The following is a 17,305-nucleotide window of genomic DNA, read 5'->3' on the forward strand; positions in this document are numbered from 1 at the left end:
CGGTCCTCAAACGCCGGACGGCTGACATGCCCGGGGCGGGGACGGGGGCGGGGTGGGGTGTCGGCCGGGACGTAAAGCGTGATGTGTGGCGCAGGTACACCCCACGGCTGTCGAAGTAGAGCCGAGGGCGCCTAAATCATGCAGTCCAGGCCCACATCCCACCCCGCCCCCGGCACCGACCCCCACCCGCAGCCAGACCGACGCCGGCCACACCCCAGCCCCGCCGGCGTTTGAGGCGCAGGCGACGGCGCCGCACCCGGCCCGCGGAGCTACTTCCGCAGGAGGGTGACCACCGCCGCACCCCCCAGCCCTATGTTGTGCGCCAGCCCGACCCTCGCCCCGGAGACCTGCCGGGGCCCCGCCTCGCCCCGGAGCTGCCAGACGAGTTCCGCCGCCTGCGCAAGGCCGGTCGCGCCCAGGGGGTGCCCCTTGGAGATGAGCCCGCCCGAGGGGTTGACCACCCACCGGCCGCCGTACGTCGTCGCACCCGACTCCACCAACACCCCCGACCCGCCGTCCTCGCACATGCCCAGCGCCTCGTACGTCAGCAGCTCGTTGATCGAGAAGCAGTCGTGCAGCTCGATGACGTCGACGTCACCGATCCCGAGCCCGGACGCCGCGAAGACCGCCCGCCCCGCCGCCGCCGTCATCGGTTTGCCGACCACGTCGATGCAGGATCCGGAGGCGAAGGACGCCTCGGTGTCCGTCGTCATCGACTGCGCGACGATCTCCACCGCCCGCTCCCCCAGCCCGTGCCGCTCCACGAAGCGCTCCGATACGACGAGCGCCGCCGCCGCCCCGTCCGAGGTCGGCGAGCACTGGAGCTTGGTCAGCGGCTCGTGGATCGTCTTCGCGGCGAGGATCTCCTCGACCGTGTAGACGTCCTGGAACTGCGCGTTCGGATTGTTCGCCGAGTGCCGGTGGTTCTTGGCCCCGACGGCCGCCAGCTGCGCGGCCGTGGTCCCGTAGAGCTTCATGTGTTCCCGCGCCGCGTTTCCGAAGATCTGCGCGGTCGGCGGGGACATCTCGAAGCCGTGCCCGGCGGCCATGATCCCGTAGTGCCGGGCCACCGGCGAGGTCTTGAAGTCCCCGCCGTCCGCGCCCCCGCCCAGCGCGCCGCGCTTCATCTTCTCGAAGCCCAGCGCGAGCACACAGTCGTTGGTCCCGCCCTCGACGAACTGTCGCGCCAGCATCAGCGCCGTCGAGCCCGTCGCGCAGTTGTTGTTGACGTTGTAGACGGGTACCCCGCTCAGCCCCAGCTCGTACGCGGCCCGCTGGCCGGCCGTGGAGGCCTGGAAGCAGTAGCCCACCGGTACCTGCTCGACCAGCCCGTAGTCGATGCCCGCGTCCGCGAGCGCCGCGTCGCCGGCCTCCTTGACCATGTCCCAGTACTGCCAGTCCCTCGACTCCGGCTTCTCGAACTTCGTCATGCCGACGCCCACGATGTACGACTTCATATGTGTCCCCACTGCCCTTCAGTCCTTCGGTCAGTCCTTCGGTCAGTCCCTGGGAAGGCCGAGAATCCGCTCGGCGACGACGTTGAGCTGGACCTGCGTGGTGCCGCCGGCGATGGTCAGGCAGCGGGACATGAGCATGCCGTGCACGGCCCGCTTCCCCGCCCCCTCGCTCACCGCGCCCGCCGGGCCCAGCAGTTCGAGCGTGAGCTCGGCGGTCCGCTGCTGGTGCGGGGTCTGGACGAGTTTGCGTACGGACGCGCCCGCGCCCGGCTCCAGTCCGGAGACCTGCTGGAGCGTGGTGCGCAGCCCGATGCAGGCCAGGGCGTGCGCTTCGGCGGCCAGGGCCCCGATCCGCACCCGGTACCCGCCTTCGAGTTCGGCGGAGCGGGCGAGCAGTGCTTCCAGGCCGGTGTCGAAGGTCATCTGGTCGGCCATGTGGACGCGTTCGTTGCCGAGGGTGTTGCGGGCGACCTTCCAGCCCCCGTCCTCGGCGCCGACCAGGGCGTCCGGCGGCAGTGGCACGTCGTCGAAGTAGACCTCGTTGAAGAGGGCCTCGCCGGTGATCTCCTTGAGCGGCCGGATGTCGATCCCGGGGGTCTTCATGTCGACGATGAAATAGCCGAGCCCCTTGTGCTTGGGGGCGTCCGGGTCGGTGCGGGCCAGCAGGATCCCGTAGTCGGCGCTGTGCGCGGAACTCGTCCACACCTTCTGCCCGTTGATCAGCCAGCCTTCCCCGTCCGGCACCCGCTCCGCCTTCGTCCGCAGCGAGGCGAGGTCGGAGCCGGCGCCCGGCTCGGAGAAGAGCTGGCACCAGGTGACGTCCCCGCGCAGCGTGGGGAGCAGGTAGCGCTCCTGCTGTTCGGCGGTCCCGTAGGCGAGCAGTGAGGGCACGACCCAGGTGGCGATCCCGAGGTCGGCGACCTTGACCCCGGCGGCCGCCAGTTCCTGCTGGACGACGAGCTGTTCGACGGGTCCGGCGCCGAGCCCGTACGGGGCCGGCAGGTAGGGGGCCGCGTATCCGGTGGGTGCCAGCACCCGGCGGGCGGTGGCGGGGTCGAGGCCGGCCGCGTCCGCGATGGCGGTACGGGCCTTCGCGCGGTGGGTCTCGGCCCGCGCGGGCAGTTCCAGGCGGAGCTCGCGCCGCGCGCCGGCGGCGGCGAGCCGTACGGCGCGGACCCGGTGGCCGTCGCCGGAGCCGAGGAGCTGGCGGGCGACGAGGGCCCGGCGGAGGTAGATGTGGGCGTCGTGCTCCCAGGTGAAGCCGATGCCGCCGAGCACCTGGACGCAGTCCTTGGCGCAGGAGTACGCGGCGTCGAGCGCGGTGCCCGCGGCCAGCGCGGCCACCAGCGAGCGCACCTCGGCCGGTTCTTCGGTGGCCTGCGCGGCGTCCCAGGCGAGCGCCCGGGCCTGCTCCACGCGCACGAGCATGTCGGCGCACAGGTGCTTGATCCCCTGGAACTGTCCGATGGGCCGCCCGAACTGCTCGCGGACCTTCGCGTACTCGGCGGCGGTGTGCAGGGCCCAGGCGGCGGTGCCGCAGGCGTCGGCGGCGAACAGCACGCAGGCGAGGTCCCGCACGAGGGCGGCGTCCAGTTCCAGCAGGGCGCCCGGCCCGGCGGTGACCCCGCGGGCGCGGACCTCGGCGGTGGGCCGGGTGGGGTCGGCACTGTCCTGGGTACGGATGTCCAGCGCGGCGGCGCCGACGGCGAACCAGCGGGTCCCGTGCGCGGTCTCGGCGGCGAGCAGCACGAGGTCGGCCTCGCCCGCGCCCAGCACCGGCGGCGCGGTCCCGTCGAGGAGGTACCCGCCTTCCACGGCGACGGCGGTCAGGCCCCCGGGCCCGAGCGCCACGGCCGCGACCCGACCGTCGAGGGGCTCGGCCCCGGCCCGGTCCAGGAGTACGGAGGCCAGCACGCTCGGCAGGTACGCCCCGGGCAGCGCCGCCCGGGCGGCCTCCTCCACCACGACGGCGAGGTCGAGCAGGGTGCCGCCCTCCAGGTGGGGTTCCAGCAGCCCGGAGGCGAGCAGCCCGTCCCAGTAGGCGGGCCGCGAGCCCGTCTGCGGCGGGGTGTCGAGGAGCTTGCGCACCTCCTCGGGCGGCACGGCCCGCGCGACCCAGCCGCGTGCGGCCTCGGCCAACTCCCGCTGTTCCTGTGTGATTCCGATGCCCATGCGCGGCAGAGTAGAACACGTTTCATTCTGACGGAAGGTCAGAACTGAAACGTGTTCTCACTTTGCGAAGGGCGCGTCGAGGGCACGCGCCGGGCTCGGGACCCGGCGCGGGCGCGGCTCGGAAGCCCTGCGCTCGACGGGGAAGCGGGACGGCGAGGCGGCGGGGCGGCGGGGCGGCGAGGCGACGGGGCGACGGGGCGGCGGGGTCAGGGGATGAGGGCGAGGCCCGTCACGGCCACGGCGCACACCGCGAAGCCCGCAGCGACTCCAGCGCGACCAGGACCGCCGGGACCTCGACACCCGTCTCCCCGAGTTCTCTCATCTCGTTGAGCGCGTCCCGCTCGCCGATGATCGACAAGAGGGCGAGGAGGAGGACGACGCCGCCCACCGCGACGGACCAGCCGAGCACCTGGGAGACCGTGTCCACAGCGGCGACCGTACGTCTTCGGGACACCTCCGGGAAACCCCCGCCCCCTACGATCGCGCCCATGTCCTCCATACCCGCCCTCTTGGGTGACCGAGGTACCGAACTCCGCGCGGACAGCGGCGGAATGGTCCTTCAGCGCCTCCACGAGGAGGTCCGCATCCCCCTTGCCGCCGTCGCCCGCGTGCACGCGAGGGGGCGGGTGGTGGCCGTGGAACTGGCGGTCCCCTCCGGGACCAAGCCGGTCCCGTACCGGATCGGGGGCGTGAGCCGTGCCTCGGCCGCCGCCTTCGCTGCGGCGATGAACGGCTCGCTGCCCGAGCGCCCCGCCGGCCGGGTCCCGGCGGACGGATCGGCACTCGTGACGGTCACGCCCCGCGAGGACGCGGCCGCCGCCGGCCGGGAGGCGAGCGGCGAGGAGGGCGGTGAGGAGGGCGCGGAGCCGCTCCAGCCGGCCGAGTTCTTCGGCCGCTGCGCGATGGCCGCGGCCGTCCTCGGACTCGTCGCCCTCGCGGCGCGCGTGGTGATCGCCGGGGACCACGTGAGCCGCGCGCTCGCGGTGCTGCTGCTCGGTGTCCCCGTTCTGGCTGTCGGCAGGCTGTCGGCGACCATGGTGGCGATGGTGTGGAACGAGTGGTACCTGCCCCGTCACGGCATCACGACCGAAGCGCGGCCCCTCCTCATCCACGGCAAGGTCACCTACGGCTACACCGCCACCGACGGCAGGATCCGTCCCGCGCCCGTCCACGGCGCCGCACACGGCACCTCGTTCCAGGTCGCCTACCACCCCAAGTACCCGGCGCGCGCGGTGGTGTTCGGGAGCCCTGGTCAGGTCTTCCGGCTGACGATCCTGCCGGCGTTCTTCGGGACCCTCACCGCCCTCCTCTGCTGGGGCACGCTCGCCCTCGCCCAGCCCGCCGCCCGCTGAGGCGCCTACTGAGGCGGGCCGGCAGCGAGGGTCAGGACTTCTCGTAGTAGTAGCCCTCGCCGTGCGACGGGCCCACGTTGTGCTGGAGGCCGGCCGGCAGGCTCTTGGTGAAGAAGGAGGGGTCCAGGACCCCGCAGAACTGGCTGGTGGACTTGGACTTGTCCACCGCCGCCGAGCCGATGTTGATCCGGGTCCCGCCGGAGGCCAGCGAGGTCACCTTGGCGATGTTCTCGCAGTGCCCCATTTGGGACTCGTTGATCAGGCGGACCGCCCCGGACCGGGTGATGATCACCGTGCCCGGCTGGCCGATGTTGAAGTCGCCCTTGTAGGTCCAGGTCCCGGCGAAGTACGCGGGCACCGCGTCGCCGCCGCCGGAGCCGCCACCGCTGGGCGAGCCGCCACCACTCGGGGAGCCACCGCCGCTCGGCGAGCCACCGCCGCTCGGCGAGCCCGAGCCTCCTGGGGTGGCGCTCGGGCCGGTGCCCGTACCGGCGCCTCCGCCGGCCGGGCCCCCGCCGCCGCCCTGGCTCGCGCTGCTGCCGCCCGGGGTGCCGGAGCCGCCGCCGGGGTTCCCCGCGCCCGCCGCGGCGGCCTGACCGTCCGGCGCCGGTACGGGTGGGCTCTGGGAGGCCTGGGGGCTCTCGGTGCCGCCGGGGTTGCCGGGGTTGGGCGCACCCGGGGCCGGCGAACCGCTCGCCGCCGAAGGGGAGCCCGAGGAAGCGCCGGGGGTCACGGGCGCACTGCTCTCCGGGGGCGAGGCCTGCGCCCCGCCACCACCACCGCCGAACGGCTCGAGCAGGGCCACCGTCCCCCCGCCGACGGTGAACACCAGGACCACCGGCACGGCGACGGTGAACCGCCGCCGCGCCCCGCGCCGTTCGCGCGGCGCGGTACCGCCGCCGGTGGCCGGTCCGGCAGACGGACCGGTCGCCGCTGCGGGCACCGCCCCGCCCGCCGGATCGACGACCACGACGACCTGCTCGCCGGACCCGCCGGACCCGCCGGACCCTCCCGACCCGCCGGACCCTTCCGCCTCCGGCCGCAGCCCGAGCGTCCCCCGGTCGGGGGTCTGCGCGTCCCCCACCGGCACGGACGGGGGCACGGGCGCGGGCACCGGCTCCTCGACCGGTGCCGCCTCCGCGTCGAGCAGCCGCGCCGCCTGCCGGGCCAGCCGCTCGACCACCTCTGGCGGCAGCCACGCCCCGCCGCGCACCGCCGGGCGGACCCGCTCCGGATCCTCCAGCAGCTCGTCCACGCCCGGCCGTTCCTCGACGCCCTTGACCAGGCAGCGGCCGATGAGCGCGCTCAGGGCGGGGTCCGCCACCCGCTCCAGGGCCGGCTCGCCCTCCACGATCTGGAACATCACCGCGTGCTGGTTGCTGGCGCCGTGCCCGAAGGGCAGCTCGCCCGTGGCCGCGTACATCAGGACACAGCCGAGCGTGAACACGTCGCTCTTCGCCCCGGCCCGCTGCCCGCGCACCTGCTCGGGCGACATGAACCCGGGCGAGCCGACGACCATGCCGGTGCTGGTGAGCAGCGATTCGACGGAGGTCTCCAGGGCGCGCGAGATCCCGAAGTCGATGACCCGGCTGCCCTCGACGGTGAGCATCACGTTCGACGGCTTGAGGTCGCGGTGCACGATCCCGGCGGTGTGGATGTCCTTCAGGGCGTGCAGCAGCCCGTCCGCGAGGGCGTGTACGGAGTCCACGGGCAGGGGGCCGTACCGGCGCACGATCTGCTCGAGCGAGAGCCCGGGTACGTATCCGGTGGCCACCCAGGGCCGTTCGGCGTCGGGGTCCGCGTCCAGGACGGGTGCGGTGTACCGCTCGCCCACCTTCCGGGCGGCGTCGATCTCGCGCCGGAAGCGGGCCCGGAACTGCGCGTCGGCCACGTGCTCCTCGTGCACCACCTTCACCGCGACCGTACGCCCGCCCTCGGAGCGCGCCAGGAACACCCGGCCCATGCCGCCGGCACCGAGGCGCCCGAGGAGCAGGTACGGCCCGATCCGGCTCGGATCACCGGCCGCGAGCGGCTTTATGCCCCCGTCGACGTAATCGTCGTCCCGGCCGTCCCGGCCATCCCGCCCGTCACTGATCGCGCTGCCCATGCTGCCCGCCCCCGGTGATCCCCTGTGGTCGTCCGAACCCGCCTCAGGGTAAAGCCAGTTGTTTGCGTGATGAAGGCAAGGGGTGGCCGAGCGCACGGTCCTGCTTCCGTACCACCGGCCGACCGGGTATTCCTGCGCCTCCCGGCCGCCCCGGGACAGGTGTCACCCGAAACCCTTTTCCTCAAGGGAGGGCAGGCGCGAGGGGATCCCTAATGGGCGCTATGCCCGCCACCTGGACCTTGCTTGAGTGCGCATGTCCCGTTCGCACCCTTACCCAGGAGTCCCATGCCCTACCGCCCCCACCTCCGCAGTGCGGTGATCGGCGCGTGCACGGCGGCGCTCCTCGCCGGCTCCGGCCTTCCGCCGGAACGACCATCCCACCGGCTGGGACGCGGTGGAGACGGGCCAGGCGGACGGCAACGCCAAGGTCGTCGTGACCCAGAAGTTTGAAGACGGCACACAGAACGAGGTGTGGTACACCGTAGGGGTCACCTCGCAGATCATCACCAACCTGACCGACCCCTCGTAGACCCCGGCCCCGCCGCTGCTCGGGCCACCCACAGGCGTCCGGAGCAGCGGCGCGCCGTCCCGTCAGAGGCTGCGGACGAACTCCGCGAAGGCGGCGGGGGCGACGGTGAAGGCGGGGCCGTCGGGGACCTTGGAGTCCCGGACGGCGATCCGGCACGGCTGGGGGGCGATCTCCACGCACTCGCCGCCGGTGTCACCGCTGTACGAGGACTTGTGCCAGGCGGCGTCGCCGAGCGGGGCGCACTCGACGCAATCACCGCCGGTGTCACTGCTGTACGAGGACTTACGCCACCGCGCGCCCGTCAGGTTCTGGATGGTGTCCATAGCGTTCCTCCATTACGCGGGCGATCAGTTCCGCCGATTTCTCCACGGAGAGCGCAGCGGCCTGCAGGTGATCGTAACGGAGCGAACCCTCCCTGAGAGCTTCCGGATTGGCCGTCATGTGCCCCTGCACGAAGTCCTCGGTGTAGACGAGATCCGGGTCGTCGTCGAAGCGCAGGAGGGTGAACGAACCCATCTGCCCCGCGTGCGCGCCCGCCTCGAAGGGCAGGATCTGCACCCGCACCCACTCCCGGTCCCGCAGCTCCAACAGGTGGGCGAGTTGGTTTCGCATCACCTCCCGGCCGCCGACCTCCTGGTGCAGGGTGGCCTCGCTCAGCACCACCCACATCAGCGGCGGGTGCTCGCGGTCCAGGATCCGCTGCCGCTCCATGCGGGCGGCCACCTGCGCGTCGAGGCGCTTGTCGTGCCGCACGCCGAGCACGGCCCGCGCGTACGCCTCCGTCTGCAGCAGTCCGTAGACGAGCTGCGCCTGGAAGGTGGAGATGTAGGTCGCCTTCGCCTCCATCTCCGCGTACGCCTGGAACCACGTCGGCAGCTGGCTCCGCAGCACCAGCCCCACCAGGCGGGAGAACACCCCGCCCGTGTCCAGCGCGGCGTCGACCCGTTCCGAGAAGTCTCGGGTCGGCACCTTCCTCGCGGTCTCGATCTGCCCGATCAGCGAGCCCGCGCAGAAGATGATGTCGCCCAGCTGCCCCTGTTTCAGTCCGGCGGCCTCCCGCAGGCGGCGCAGTTCCGAGCCGTAGTAGTCCAGCGGCGAGGCGCTGGGATCGAGGCTGCGGATGTTGACCATGGAGCGGTCACCCCCAAGTTCACGCCGTGCGGCGTTCGTTTCGGTCCATAGCCGAGCGTAACGACGCCACCTCACCCTGATGTCATGAATCTCGCAACTGGCCCCTCATCAGCAGGAATTGACCACAGCTACCGCATGGGCTTCACCGTCGGTGACCATTCCGCCCGGCACATGCGCCGCATCCTGCGGATGTTCCTCGCCCAGTGGGAGCTCGACGCCCTGGCCGACGCCGCGGAGCTCGCGCTCACCGAGCTGGTCGCCAACGTCGCACGACACGTCCCCGGGCGGGGCTGCGCGGTCCTCATCCTCCGACAGCCGGCCGGACTGCGCGTGGAGGTCTCGGACGGCTGCCCCGCGCCACCGCGGCCCGCACCCGACTCCGGGGAGCTCAGCGAGGGCGGCCGGGGCCTGCTCCTGGTCGAGGCGGTCACCGACCGCTGGGGCACGGACGCGGACTCCACCGGAAAGACGGTGTGGTTCGAGTGCGACCTCGACCGGTGACCGGTGTTCGGGTCAGCCGCGCGCCTGAACCTTCCCGCCCCCGGCAGGGAACACCCCCCTTCCGCCCCCGCGGTCAGCGGACCCGCGCGTGCTCGACGGCCGCCGCCGCCAGGCCCGTGACGATCGGGTGGGCGCGGGTGCCGTCGCCGTCCAGTTCGGGCTGGAAGAGGGTGGCCAGGAAGAAGGGGTGCTCGGCCAGTTCGGCGATGCGGATGTCTCCCGACTCGTCGGCGCCGGTGAAGGTCATGCCGTGGGCGCGGAGCAGGTCCAGGTGGAGCGGGTTGGGGCCGTAGGTGCAGTGGTAGCGGGCCTGCGTGCGGTCCGCGCCGAGCAGCCGGGCGGCGCGGGATCCGGGGGTGATCCGTACGGTGCCCTCGTGGCCCACGAGCGAGCAGGCCAGCGGGACGACCACGGCGTCCGCCTCGGCGGTTCCGGGGGCGTTCTCGGAGTGGGCGGCCCGGTCGAGGCCGCAGACCGTACGGGCGAACTCCAGCAGGGCGTGCTGGAAGCCGCCGCAGGTGCCGAGGAAGGGGATGCCGTTCTCGCGGGCGTCCCGGATCGCCGCGAGCACCCCGTCCTCGCTGCGGTAGGGGCTGCCGGGCAGGACCCAGACGGCGTCGAAGCCGTCCATGCCCTCGCCCGCCTCCTCGGTGGGGATCCAGTAGGCGTCCAGGTCCAGGCCCTCGCGCAGGCGCAACGCCTCCAGCAGGCCGGGGACGCGGGCGTGGGAACGTACGGCGTCGGAGCGGTCCGCGATGAGGGCGATGCGGGCGGTTGCCGGGCCGGCGGTCTGGTTCACGTTCATCATGACGACCATCCTCCGAGCCCTCGGCCCATCACGTCCAACGATGATCCGCACTACCCACATAAGCGATACTGATGCCCATGGATCCGCATCTCCTCCGCACCTTCGTCGCGGTCCTCGAACACCGCTCCTTCTCCACCGCCGCTTCGGTCCTCGGCTACACGCAGTCGGCCGTCTCCCAGCACATCGCGGCGCTCGAAGCCGACTTGGGCGCCAGGCTGGTCGAGCGGCGGCCCGTCGCCCCCACCGAGGCGGGGGCCCGGCTGATGGAACACGCCCCCGCGCTGCTCCTGCGCCTGGACGCGGCCCGCGCCGACATCGCCCGTCTGCACCGGGCCCCCGACGCCCGGCTGACGCTGGCCTGCTCCCCCGCGACCTTCGGCCCGGCGCTCGCCCGGGCCCTGGCCCGGCTGCGCGCCGAGGGGCCGGTCGACGTCGACCTCCACGTCCTGGGCCGGGACTCCGTACTCGAGGCGGTCCTGACCGCCCGCGCCGACCTCGGCCTCGTGGACGGGGTGGCCGCGCCCAGCGACCCCCTCCCGCTGCCGGACCTCGGCCCCACCGTCACCCTCGCCGTCACCGAGGAGCCCCTGGCCGTGCTCTTCCCGCACGACCACCCCCTGGCGCGGCGGAGTTCGGTCCGGCTGCCCGACCTCGCGCAGGCGCAGTGGATCGACGCGCCCGACACGGCGGTCCCCCTCGCCCGGCTCCGCGAGGTCAGCCACACCCCCGGCTTCCAGCCGCGAATCCGCCACCACGGCACCGATCCGCACGCCCTGGCGGCCCTGACCGCGGCCGGCCACGGCCTGACCGCCCTCCCCCTCTCCCTGGCCGCCGCCTTCCCCGGCACCACGGCGGTCCCGGTCCGCACCCCCCGCCTGGTCCACCGCACGGAACTCCTCCACCCGACGTCCCCGACCCCGCACACTGCCCGCCTGACGGCCCTCCTCACGGTCGCGCGGTAGGCCCGGCCCGTCCGGACCGGTCCTCCGGGCCGCAGCGGGGGGCACGCAGCCGCCCTACTTCCACTCCACGCCCTTCACCGACAACTTCGTCGCGTCGTAGGCATCGGTGGAGAGGACCGTCGCGGGTCCACCGCCCTGCGGGACCTCCACGACCGCCGTCACACTCCACACTTCCTCGATGCTGGCCCACTTGCGGCGACCCCCGCCCAGCAAGGCTTCGGAGTCGCTCTCCGCATCCAGCAGCGCCCAGTTCGCCACGGTGACACCCCGGTTCCGGTACGTTCCCTCGAGCGTGCAGGTGACCAGGGAGCCGCCGTTCTTCAGCCGGAACACCGGCAGTTCCTCCCCCGCCGGCCGGTAGGAGAAGCTGCGCTGCAACTTCTCCGCGTCCCACCCGTTGAAGTGGTCCACCATCTTGCTGGTGAAGTCACCCGGTTCGAAGTGCGGGCTGTCCGGCTTCCCCGCCGGCGCGATGAAGCTCAAGTAGTCCGCGTAGCGCCCGCACACAGCGGTGTCCGCCGTCGCGGTCGGCGACAGCTCCGCGCTGTCGGCCGCTCCCCGCGCCGGCTCCGGCAGCACCTTCGGGCGGACCTTGATGACCCCCGCCTCGGGGGACGCCGTCGGCGAGGCGCTCGGGGTCGCCGGAGGAGGCACGGTGACGACCCAAGTGGCCACCACGGCCTTCCAGTCCCCAGCGCCTCCGCCGCCTCCGCCGCCTCCGCCGTCTCCGCCGTCTCCGCCACGAGTGAAGTAGTGCAGGACAGAGCTCCGGTCCTTCTCCGCCCCCTCCCTCTTGCTCAGTACGGCGAATCCCCGGGGAGCCCGCGCACCCTCCACCACCGCCGGAATCAGGAACACCGGTTGCACATAACGGACCGGCGTCGTCTTGGTTCCCTTGGCCTGGTCCAGCCGCGCCGCGGCCCGGCTCTCCTCCAGCAGCCGACCGCCCTCCACGGCGGCGACCGCCCCGGTGTCGCCCTTTTCGACGGCTGCGGCCTTCTCCAGCACCTACCTGTCGAAGACCAACTTGGCCTGCGCCTCGGTCAGCAGCGGCGCGGCGCCGCCTGCGGTACCGGCCGAAGACCGGCCGGGGGATCCGGCGGCCCCGCCGCCACCCGCGCACCCGGCCATGACCGTCCCCACCATGACAACGGCTCCCGTCGCACTCCACGCACGCCCGCGCAGGACCATCGCCCGCTCCCCCTGTCGGCCCATCAGATCGACGTGATCATAGAGTGCGGGGATGACCGCAGGGGCTACTGGACAGCCCCCAACCCCCAGTGATCGACCGGAGAATTCGTATGGCCTTGCAGCAGATGTCCGTCGACCGCGAACCGGCCGCGGGAGCGATCCTCCTGACAGGCACCTCCTGGCGGACAGCTTCGCGCGGGCCGGTTTCGTCCCGGTGCTCGATGACGTCGTGGTCCGCCGTTCCCACCTCGACCTCTACCGCGCGAAGCTGACGGCCGTGCCGCTGCACCTCGTCGTGCTGGCTCCCGGTCCGGCGGTCGCGTGGGAGCGGAACCAGACCCGCGAGAAGGTCCTCGCCGTGGACTGGTCCCCGCTGGACGAGGCGCTGCGCTCCGAACTCGGGCGGGAAGGAACGTGGATCGACAACGCCGCGCAATCGGTCGAGGAGACGGTCGAGGCGATCCTCTCCGCAATCGGTCTGGGGGCCGAGGTCTGCCCCGCGGGCGGCGCCGGAGGCCGTGTTCGCTAGCTCGTCCCCACCGTACGCGCCGCCCGCAAGGAGTTCCCGTGCCCGACAGCCGCTACGGCCTTCCTCCCGAACGCGCCGCCCTCATGGCCCGCTTGGTCGACCGGTGCACACCGTTGCTCGAGCGGGGCGAGGGAATGGAACAGGTCCAGCAGCTACTGCGGGAGCTCGGAACGGGGGTGATGGACTCGATCATCGTCACCCGGAACCTGCTCGGGGCCGGCCTCGCGGAGGCGAAGGAGATCGTGCTGTCGAGTGCCGCGTGGACGACCGGGCCGCCGCAGGACCGGCAGCCCGTGGACTTGGCGGAGCGGGCGGGGGACGTTGCCGAAGGCCTTCTGCGGCTGCCCCCGACCCGACGGGCCACCAGACTCCTCGCCGTCGACGGCGCCGGCGGATCAGGCAAGACCACGCTGGCCACCGCGGTGGCCACGCTCCTCGGCGGCGCCGTCGTGGTCCACGTGGACGACTTCTACCGCCCCATGCCCGAGCACGAGCGCGAGCAACTCGACGCCGAACAGGGATACCACCGCTACTTCGACTGGGAGCGGCTGCGCGACCAGGTGCTGATCCCGCTGCGGGCCGGCCGGGCCGTCCGCTACCAGCTCTACGACTGGAGCACCGGACGGCTGGGGGCCTGGCGCGAGGTCGCCCGCGGCAGCGTGGTGATCGTCGAGGGGGTCTACTCCGCCCGTCCGGAACTGGCCCCGTACTACGACCTCACCGCCTACGTCGACACCCCTCGGGACGTCTGCCTGCGGCGGGTGCGCGCACGCGGCGAGAACTCCGAGGAGTGGATCCTCCGCTGGCGCGCCGCCGAGGACCACTACCTGCGCACCACCTGGCCCCAGACCCGAGCGGGGCTCCTCGTCAGGGGCTACTGAGCGGGCGGCACCCGCGCCGTCAGGAAGCCGCCGGTCCGGCGGACTCGGCGCGGCCCAGGAGGAACTCCGTCGCCCGGGCGATGGCCTCCGCGTACGTGGGGTGCACGGCCTGCGACTCCTCCTCCTGTCCGTCCGCGGCGACGGCGGTGTACCACCAGGCGTCGGCGTCCGGGTCGTGGTGGATGACGGCGGTGCCGCCCGCGTAGCGCAGCGGGATGGACTCGCTGGCCGACCGCTTCGCCACGGCGTGGGGCCACTTGAGTCGGGCGGACTGGCGCTTGATGCCGCCCCAGGCAGCGCCGAGCTGTGTGTAGCTGGCTCCGCTGCGGCCTGCGACGGTCGCGGCGCTCTCGGCCATCCGGTCGACGGACCGCTTGGCTTCGTAGAGCGCCCGCAGCAGGGCCAGTTGTACGTCGGGGGCGGCCATGAGGGCGGAGTCGAAGTGCTTTCCCGCGGCCCGGTAGGCCTGCGCGCGCGTCGAGATGCGCTGCGCCAGCGGGCGGACCGCGTCGAGCACCTGGTCGTCCATGTCGAACGCCTCGTCTTCGGCGGGCTCGCTCCAGGCGGGCTCCACGAGGGCCATGACGGTGGCCCAGAAGTCCTCGTCGTTCCTGTCGGGGGTCGGAATCGGTGCCGAATCATCCATGTGACATGTTTACCTGCCGAGAGAGTGGATGACAAGTAAAACTGTCGACGAGTGGATCGACAGGTGCTCGTGTCGCCGGGCGTGCCCGCTGACCACCCCGGCGCCGCGGGCGGGCCCGGGCATGGCGTCCTACCAGCGGGTAAGGCAGCATGGGCCGCCGATGTGCGCCGATCCAGGCCGCATGCCACCCACCCCCGCAGGAGGAACACCATGGCCAGCCCCAAGCCGGAGACCCTCGCCGCCTTCGAGGCCGCCAAGGGGTTCATGCCCGTAGGGGAAGGGCTCGCCCTGTACGAGGCCGCCGCCTCCGCGGCGCGGCTCGGGCTGCCGCTGCTGGAGGTCGGCACCTACTGCGGGCGCTCCACGATCCTGCTCGCCGACGCCGCCCGCGAGGCGGGGGTGAGCGCGCTCACCGTGGACCACCACCGGGGCAGCGAGGAGCAGCAGCCCGGCTGGGAGTACCACGATCCGAGCGTCGTGGACCCGGAGATCGGGCTGATGGACACCCTGCCCACCTTCCGCCGGACCCTGCACAAGGCCGGCCTGGAGGACCACGTCATCGCGATCGTCGGCCGCTCCCCGCAGGTCGCCGCGGCCTGGGGCGGCAAGCTCGGCTTGGTCTTCATCGACGGCGGCCACACCGACGAGCACGCGACGGGCGACTACGAGGGCTGGGCCCCGCACGTCGCCGAGGGCGGCACGCTGGTGATCCACGACGTGTTCCCCGACCCGGCCGACGGCGGCCAGGCCCCGTACCGCATCTACGTGCGCGCCCTGGCCTCGGGCGCCTTCGAGGAGGTCTCGGTGACCGACTCCCTGCGCGTGCTGCGCCGCACGGGCGAGGGAATCTGACCATCTGATCATCCAGGCGCCGCCCTTTCGGCCCCGGGCCGCACCCCCACACCCACCCCCGCCCCCATCTCGGCATATAACCTCACCGCGCCCCCGGATGGCCCAGGGTCCGTACACCCGACCGACCTCCGGTCTAGCATCGCCGGGTGCGCTACGACGAAAGCTCCCCTCCGCTCCCCGAGTCCTCGACGTCCGTCAGTCCGGACCGGCCCTGGTACGCCCGCCGGTCCACCCTGGTCGTCGCGGCGGCCGCGATCGCCCCGGCCGCCCTGGCGGCGTGGGTACTGACCGAGGTGCTGAGCGGGGGCGCGGGCGACGACTCGCGGCCGCCCCGGATCGTGATGCCGCTCGCGGCGTCGGCGGCGGTGCCTTCCGCACCGGCGGCGCCGACCCCCGCACCGGGCGCGAGCGCGGCCCCCGCCGGGACCCCGGGCCCCGCCGCCGCCAAGGGTCTCGCCGGCCGCACGGTCGTCATCGACCCCGGCCACAACACGGGCAACTTCAAGCACACCACCGAGATCAACCGCCAGGTGGACATCGGCACCAACCGCAAGGAGTGCGACACCACCGGCACGACCACCAACTCCGGCTACATGGAAGCCGAGTTCAGCATGGACGTGTCCCGGCGCCTGCGCACCGTCCTGGAGGCCAAGGGCCTCAAGGTGGTCCTCACCCACGAGGCCGGCAAGGAACGCCCCTTCGGCCCGTGCATCGACGAACGCGCCCGGATCGGCAACGAGGCCGCCGCCGACGCGGTGGTCTCCGTCCACGCGGACGGGGTGTCGGCCGGCAGCCGCGGCTTCCACGTCATCCTCCCCGCCAAGGTCAAGGGCGGCGGCGCCGACACCGCGAAGATCATCGAACCCTCCCGGCAGCTCGGCGAGCGCATCGCCGGGAACTTCGCCCGGACCACCGGTTCCGCGCCCGCCAACTACCTGGGCAGCGGCACCGGCTTGGTCGTCCGCGACGATCTGGGCGGACTGAACCTCTCGACCCGGCCCAAGGTGTTCATCGAATGCGGCAACATGCGTGATGCCAAGGACGCGGCGCAGCTGTCGAGTCCGGAGTGGCGCCAGAAAGCGGCCCAGGGCATCGCGGACGGCATCGTCGGCTTCCTCGGCGGGTAGGGCCACCAGGACCGTCCCTCCGGACGGCCCGCAGCCCCGATCCTCTCGGCCGCGGCAAAGCTCCGTACCATGGTGCCGCCCGCCCCCTGCGTCACGGCGGGCACCCACGGCACCACGAGACGACGAGACCGAGAAGGACACCTGAGACGTGAACATCCGATCCCTCACTCGAGGCGACGGCGTGGTGATCGGAGCAGCGGCGTTGCTGTTCATCGCCTCGTTCCTCGATTTCTATTCCGCGCCCGGCGTCGACGCACCGAGCGCGTGGGACACCGACGTGTACCGGCTGGCGCTGCCGAGCATCTTCCTGCTCGCGTTCATCGCCGTCGGCCTGCTCGTCGCGGCCCGCCTGCAGCCCGCCGGACGCCAGCTCCTGGGCCTGCCCTTCCAGGCCTGGGGCACGGTGCTCTCCGTCGCGGCGGCATGGTCCGCGCTCTGGGCGCTGATCACCTGCCCGACCGGGGCCGACCTGGGTGCGGGCGCCGTCCTCGGCTTCCTCGCCACGGCCGTGCTGGCCGGCGCGACCCTCTTCGGGTCGAAGGTGCCCGCACTCGCCGGGCAGTTGATCCCGGACCCGAAGCCCGCCGCGGCCGCGGTCCCGCCGTACGGCGGGCAGCAGCAGCCGCAGCCGGGTGCCGGGTACGGATACCCGGGCGGCCAGGAGCCGCAGCCGTACGGGGCCGCCCCGCAGCCGGTCCCGCCCTACGGCGGCGGCCACGAGCAGCCCCAGCCCCCGCAGGACGCGACCCCGCAGCCGGCCCCGGCGGCGGACTTCACTCCGTTCTGGTTCGCCGTTCCGGTGGCCCGTCCGCTCTTCGCCGAGGACGGCAACCCCGCCCCGATCGCGGAGCTCGCGCCCGGCACCTGGTACCTGGCCGTGGAACAGCGCGGTCCGGCCACCCTGATCGCCCAGACCCAGGACGGCCGGCGCGGCGTCCTGAACGACACCTCGGGCATCCAGCGCGGCTGATCCCGCGAGCCCGTACGGCGCCACGACGGCCCCCCGCCCTTCCGGGCGGGGGGCCGTTGCCCTACAGTCACCTGACGCATCGTCAGATTC

The 17,305-nt window shown here is 73.1% G+C and carries 19 protein-coding genes; 9 read left to right on the forward strand and 10 right to left on the reverse strand.

The window, feature by feature from the left end:
- Nucleotides 1-269: 269 nt before the first annotated feature.
- From OG247_RS13680 to OG247_RS13690, 3 genes are all read right to left on the reverse strand, one after another.
- Entirely contained in the window at nucleotides 270-1,457 is a 1,188-nt protein-coding gene (locus tag OG247_RS13680; RefSeq protein WP_327252507.1) for a thiolase C-terminal domain-containing protein, read from the reverse strand.
- A 42-nt stretch (nucleotides 1,458-1,499) separates the two neighbouring features.
- Nucleotides 1,500-3,629 carry an acyl-CoA dehydrogenase gene (locus OG247_RS13685; RefSeq protein ID WP_327252508.1) on the reverse strand — a complete coding sequence of 710 codons (2,130 nt, stop codon included), beginning with the start codon at nucleotides 3,627-3,629 and terminating at the stop codon, nucleotides 1,500-1,502.
- 229 nt (nucleotides 3,630-3,858) lie between these two features.
- Nucleotides 3,859-4,056: a hypothetical protein gene (locus tag OG247_RS13690; RefSeq protein ID WP_327252509.1), complete on the reverse strand. Its 198-nt coding sequence runs from the start codon at nucleotides 4,054-4,056 to the stop codon at nucleotides 3,859-3,861.
- A 61-nt stretch (nucleotides 4,057-4,117) separates the two neighbouring features.
- On the opposite strand from OG247_RS13690, the gene OG247_RS13695 reads away from it, so the two are divergent.
- A complete protein-coding gene (locus OG247_RS13695) occupies nucleotides 4,118-4,981 on the forward strand; it encodes a hypothetical protein (protein WP_327252510.1) in 864 nt (287 codons plus the stop codon).
- 31 nt (nucleotides 4,982-5,012) lie between these two features.
- Here the strand turns inward: OG247_RS13695 and OG247_RS13700 are convergent, their stop codons facing one another.
- The gene (locus OG247_RS13700; protein ID WP_327252511.1) at nucleotides 5,013-7,088 is read right to left on the reverse strand and encodes a serine/threonine-protein kinase; all 2,076 of its coding nucleotides are present in this window, start codon (nucleotides 7,086-7,088) and stop codon (nucleotides 5,013-5,015) included.
- A 394-nt stretch (nucleotides 7,089-7,482) separates the two neighbouring features.
- On the opposite strand from OG247_RS13700, the gene OG247_RS13705 reads away from it, so the two are divergent.
- Nucleotides 7,483-7,617: a hypothetical protein gene (locus tag OG247_RS13705; RefSeq protein WP_327252512.1), complete on the forward strand. Its 135-nt coding sequence runs from the start codon at nucleotides 7,483-7,485 to the stop codon at nucleotides 7,615-7,617.
- Nucleotides 7,618-7,679: 62 nt separating this feature from the next.
- Here OG247_RS13705 and OG247_RS13710 read toward each other — a convergent pair whose 3' ends face one another.
- Together OG247_RS13710 and OG247_RS13715 are read right to left on the reverse strand one after the other, a co-directional pair.
- The gene (locus OG247_RS13710; protein WP_327252513.1) at nucleotides 7,680-7,940 is read right to left on the reverse strand and encodes a DUF397 domain-containing protein; all 261 of its coding nucleotides are present in this window, start codon (nucleotides 7,938-7,940) and stop codon (nucleotides 7,680-7,682) included.
- Nucleotides 7,900-8,748 carry a helix-turn-helix domain-containing protein gene (locus tag OG247_RS13715; protein WP_327252514.1) on the reverse strand — a complete coding sequence of 283 codons (849 nt, stop codon included), beginning with the start codon at nucleotides 8,746-8,748 and terminating at the stop codon, nucleotides 7,900-7,902. The genes OG247_RS13710 and OG247_RS13715 overlap by 41 nt, the downstream gene beginning before the upstream one ends.
- 84 nt (nucleotides 8,749-8,832) lie before the next feature.
- On the opposite strand from OG247_RS13715, the gene OG247_RS13720 reads away from it, so the two are divergent.
- On the forward strand, nucleotides 8,833-9,249 hold the full coding sequence (locus OG247_RS13720; RefSeq protein ID WP_327252515.1) for an ATP-binding protein: 417 nt from the start codon (nucleotides 8,833-8,835) through the stop codon (nucleotides 9,247-9,249).
- A gap of 73 nt (nucleotides 9,250-9,322) precedes the next feature.
- Here OG247_RS13720 and OG247_RS13725 read toward each other — a convergent pair whose 3' ends face one another.
- Nucleotides 9,323-10,054, reverse strand: a complete 732-nt coding sequence (locus tag OG247_RS13725) for a CTP synthase C-terminal region-related (seleno)protein (protein ID WP_327257463.1) — start codon at nucleotides 10,052-10,054, stop codon at nucleotides 9,323-9,325.
- Between the two features lie 80 nt (nucleotides 10,055-10,134).
- On the opposite strand from OG247_RS13725, the gene OG247_RS13730 reads away from it, so the two are divergent.
- Nucleotides 10,135-11,019 (forward strand): LysR family transcriptional regulator, encoded by an 885-nt coding sequence (locus OG247_RS13730; protein WP_327252516.1) that lies wholly within the window; start codon nucleotides 10,135-10,137, stop codon nucleotides 11,017-11,019.
- Between the two features lie 54 nt (nucleotides 11,020-11,073).
- Here OG247_RS13730 and OG247_RS13735 read toward each other — a convergent pair whose 3' ends face one another.
- Both OG247_RS13735 and OG247_RS13740 read right to left on the reverse strand, forming a co-directional pair.
- Nucleotides 11,074-12,027 (reverse strand): hypothetical protein, encoded by a 954-nt coding sequence (locus tag OG247_RS13735; protein WP_327252517.1) that lies wholly within the window; start codon nucleotides 12,025-12,027, stop codon nucleotides 11,074-11,076.
- On the reverse strand, nucleotides 12,028-12,165 hold the full coding sequence (locus OG247_RS13740; protein ID WP_327252518.1) for a hypothetical protein: 138 nt from the start codon (nucleotides 12,163-12,165) through the stop codon (nucleotides 12,028-12,030).
- Between the two features lie 274 nt (nucleotides 12,166-12,439).
- Here OG247_RS13740 and OG247_RS13745 point away from each other — a divergent pair, with 274 nt between their 5' ends.
- Together OG247_RS13745 and OG247_RS13750 are read left to right on the forward strand one after the other, a co-directional pair.
- Nucleotides 12,440-12,739, forward strand: coding sequence for a hypothetical protein (locus OG247_RS13745; protein WP_442813276.1), 300 nt, complete (start codon nucleotides 12,440-12,442; stop codon nucleotides 12,737-12,739).
- A 38-nt stretch (nucleotides 12,740-12,777) separates the two neighbouring features.
- The gene (locus OG247_RS13750) at nucleotides 12,778-13,620 is read left to right on the forward strand and encodes a uridine kinase family protein (protein ID WP_327252519.1); all 843 of its coding nucleotides are present in this window, start codon (nucleotides 12,778-12,780) and stop codon (nucleotides 13,618-13,620) included.
- Between the two features lie 19 nt (nucleotides 13,621-13,639).
- On the opposite strand, the gene OG247_RS13755 is transcribed toward OG247_RS13750, so the two are convergent.
- Nucleotides 13,640-14,266, reverse strand: a complete 627-nt coding sequence (locus tag OG247_RS13755; RefSeq protein WP_327252520.1) for a hypothetical protein — start codon at nucleotides 14,264-14,266, stop codon at nucleotides 13,640-13,642.
- Nucleotides 14,267-14,476: 210 nt separating this feature from the next.
- On the opposite strand from OG247_RS13755, the gene OG247_RS13760 reads away from it, so the two are divergent.
- The 3 genes from OG247_RS13760 to OG247_RS13770 all read left to right on the forward strand — a co-directional run bounded on the left by OG247_RS13760 (nucleotide 14,477) and on the right by OG247_RS13770 (nucleotide 17,215).
- Nucleotides 14,477-15,118, forward strand: a complete 642-nt coding sequence (locus OG247_RS13760; protein WP_327252521.1) for a class I SAM-dependent methyltransferase — start codon at nucleotides 14,477-14,479, stop codon at nucleotides 15,116-15,118.
- A 146-nt stretch (nucleotides 15,119-15,264) separates the two neighbouring features.
- On the forward strand, nucleotides 15,265-16,245 hold the full coding sequence (locus tag OG247_RS13765; protein WP_327252522.1) for an N-acetylmuramoyl-L-alanine amidase: 981 nt from the start codon (nucleotides 15,265-15,267) through the stop codon (nucleotides 16,243-16,245).
- 148 nt (nucleotides 16,246-16,393) lie between these two features.
- Nucleotides 16,394-17,215 carry a hypothetical protein gene (locus tag OG247_RS13770; protein ID WP_327252523.1) on the forward strand — a complete coding sequence of 274 codons (822 nt, stop codon included), beginning with the start codon at nucleotides 16,394-16,396 and terminating at the stop codon, nucleotides 17,213-17,215.
- Nucleotides 17,216-17,305 lie beyond the last annotated feature (90 nt).

The sequence above is a fragment of the Streptomyces sp. NBC_01244 genome (assembly GCF_035987325.1).
In the GTDB taxonomy this organism is placed as follows: domain Bacteria; phylum Actinomycetota; class Actinomycetes; order Streptomycetales; family Streptomycetaceae; genus Streptomyces.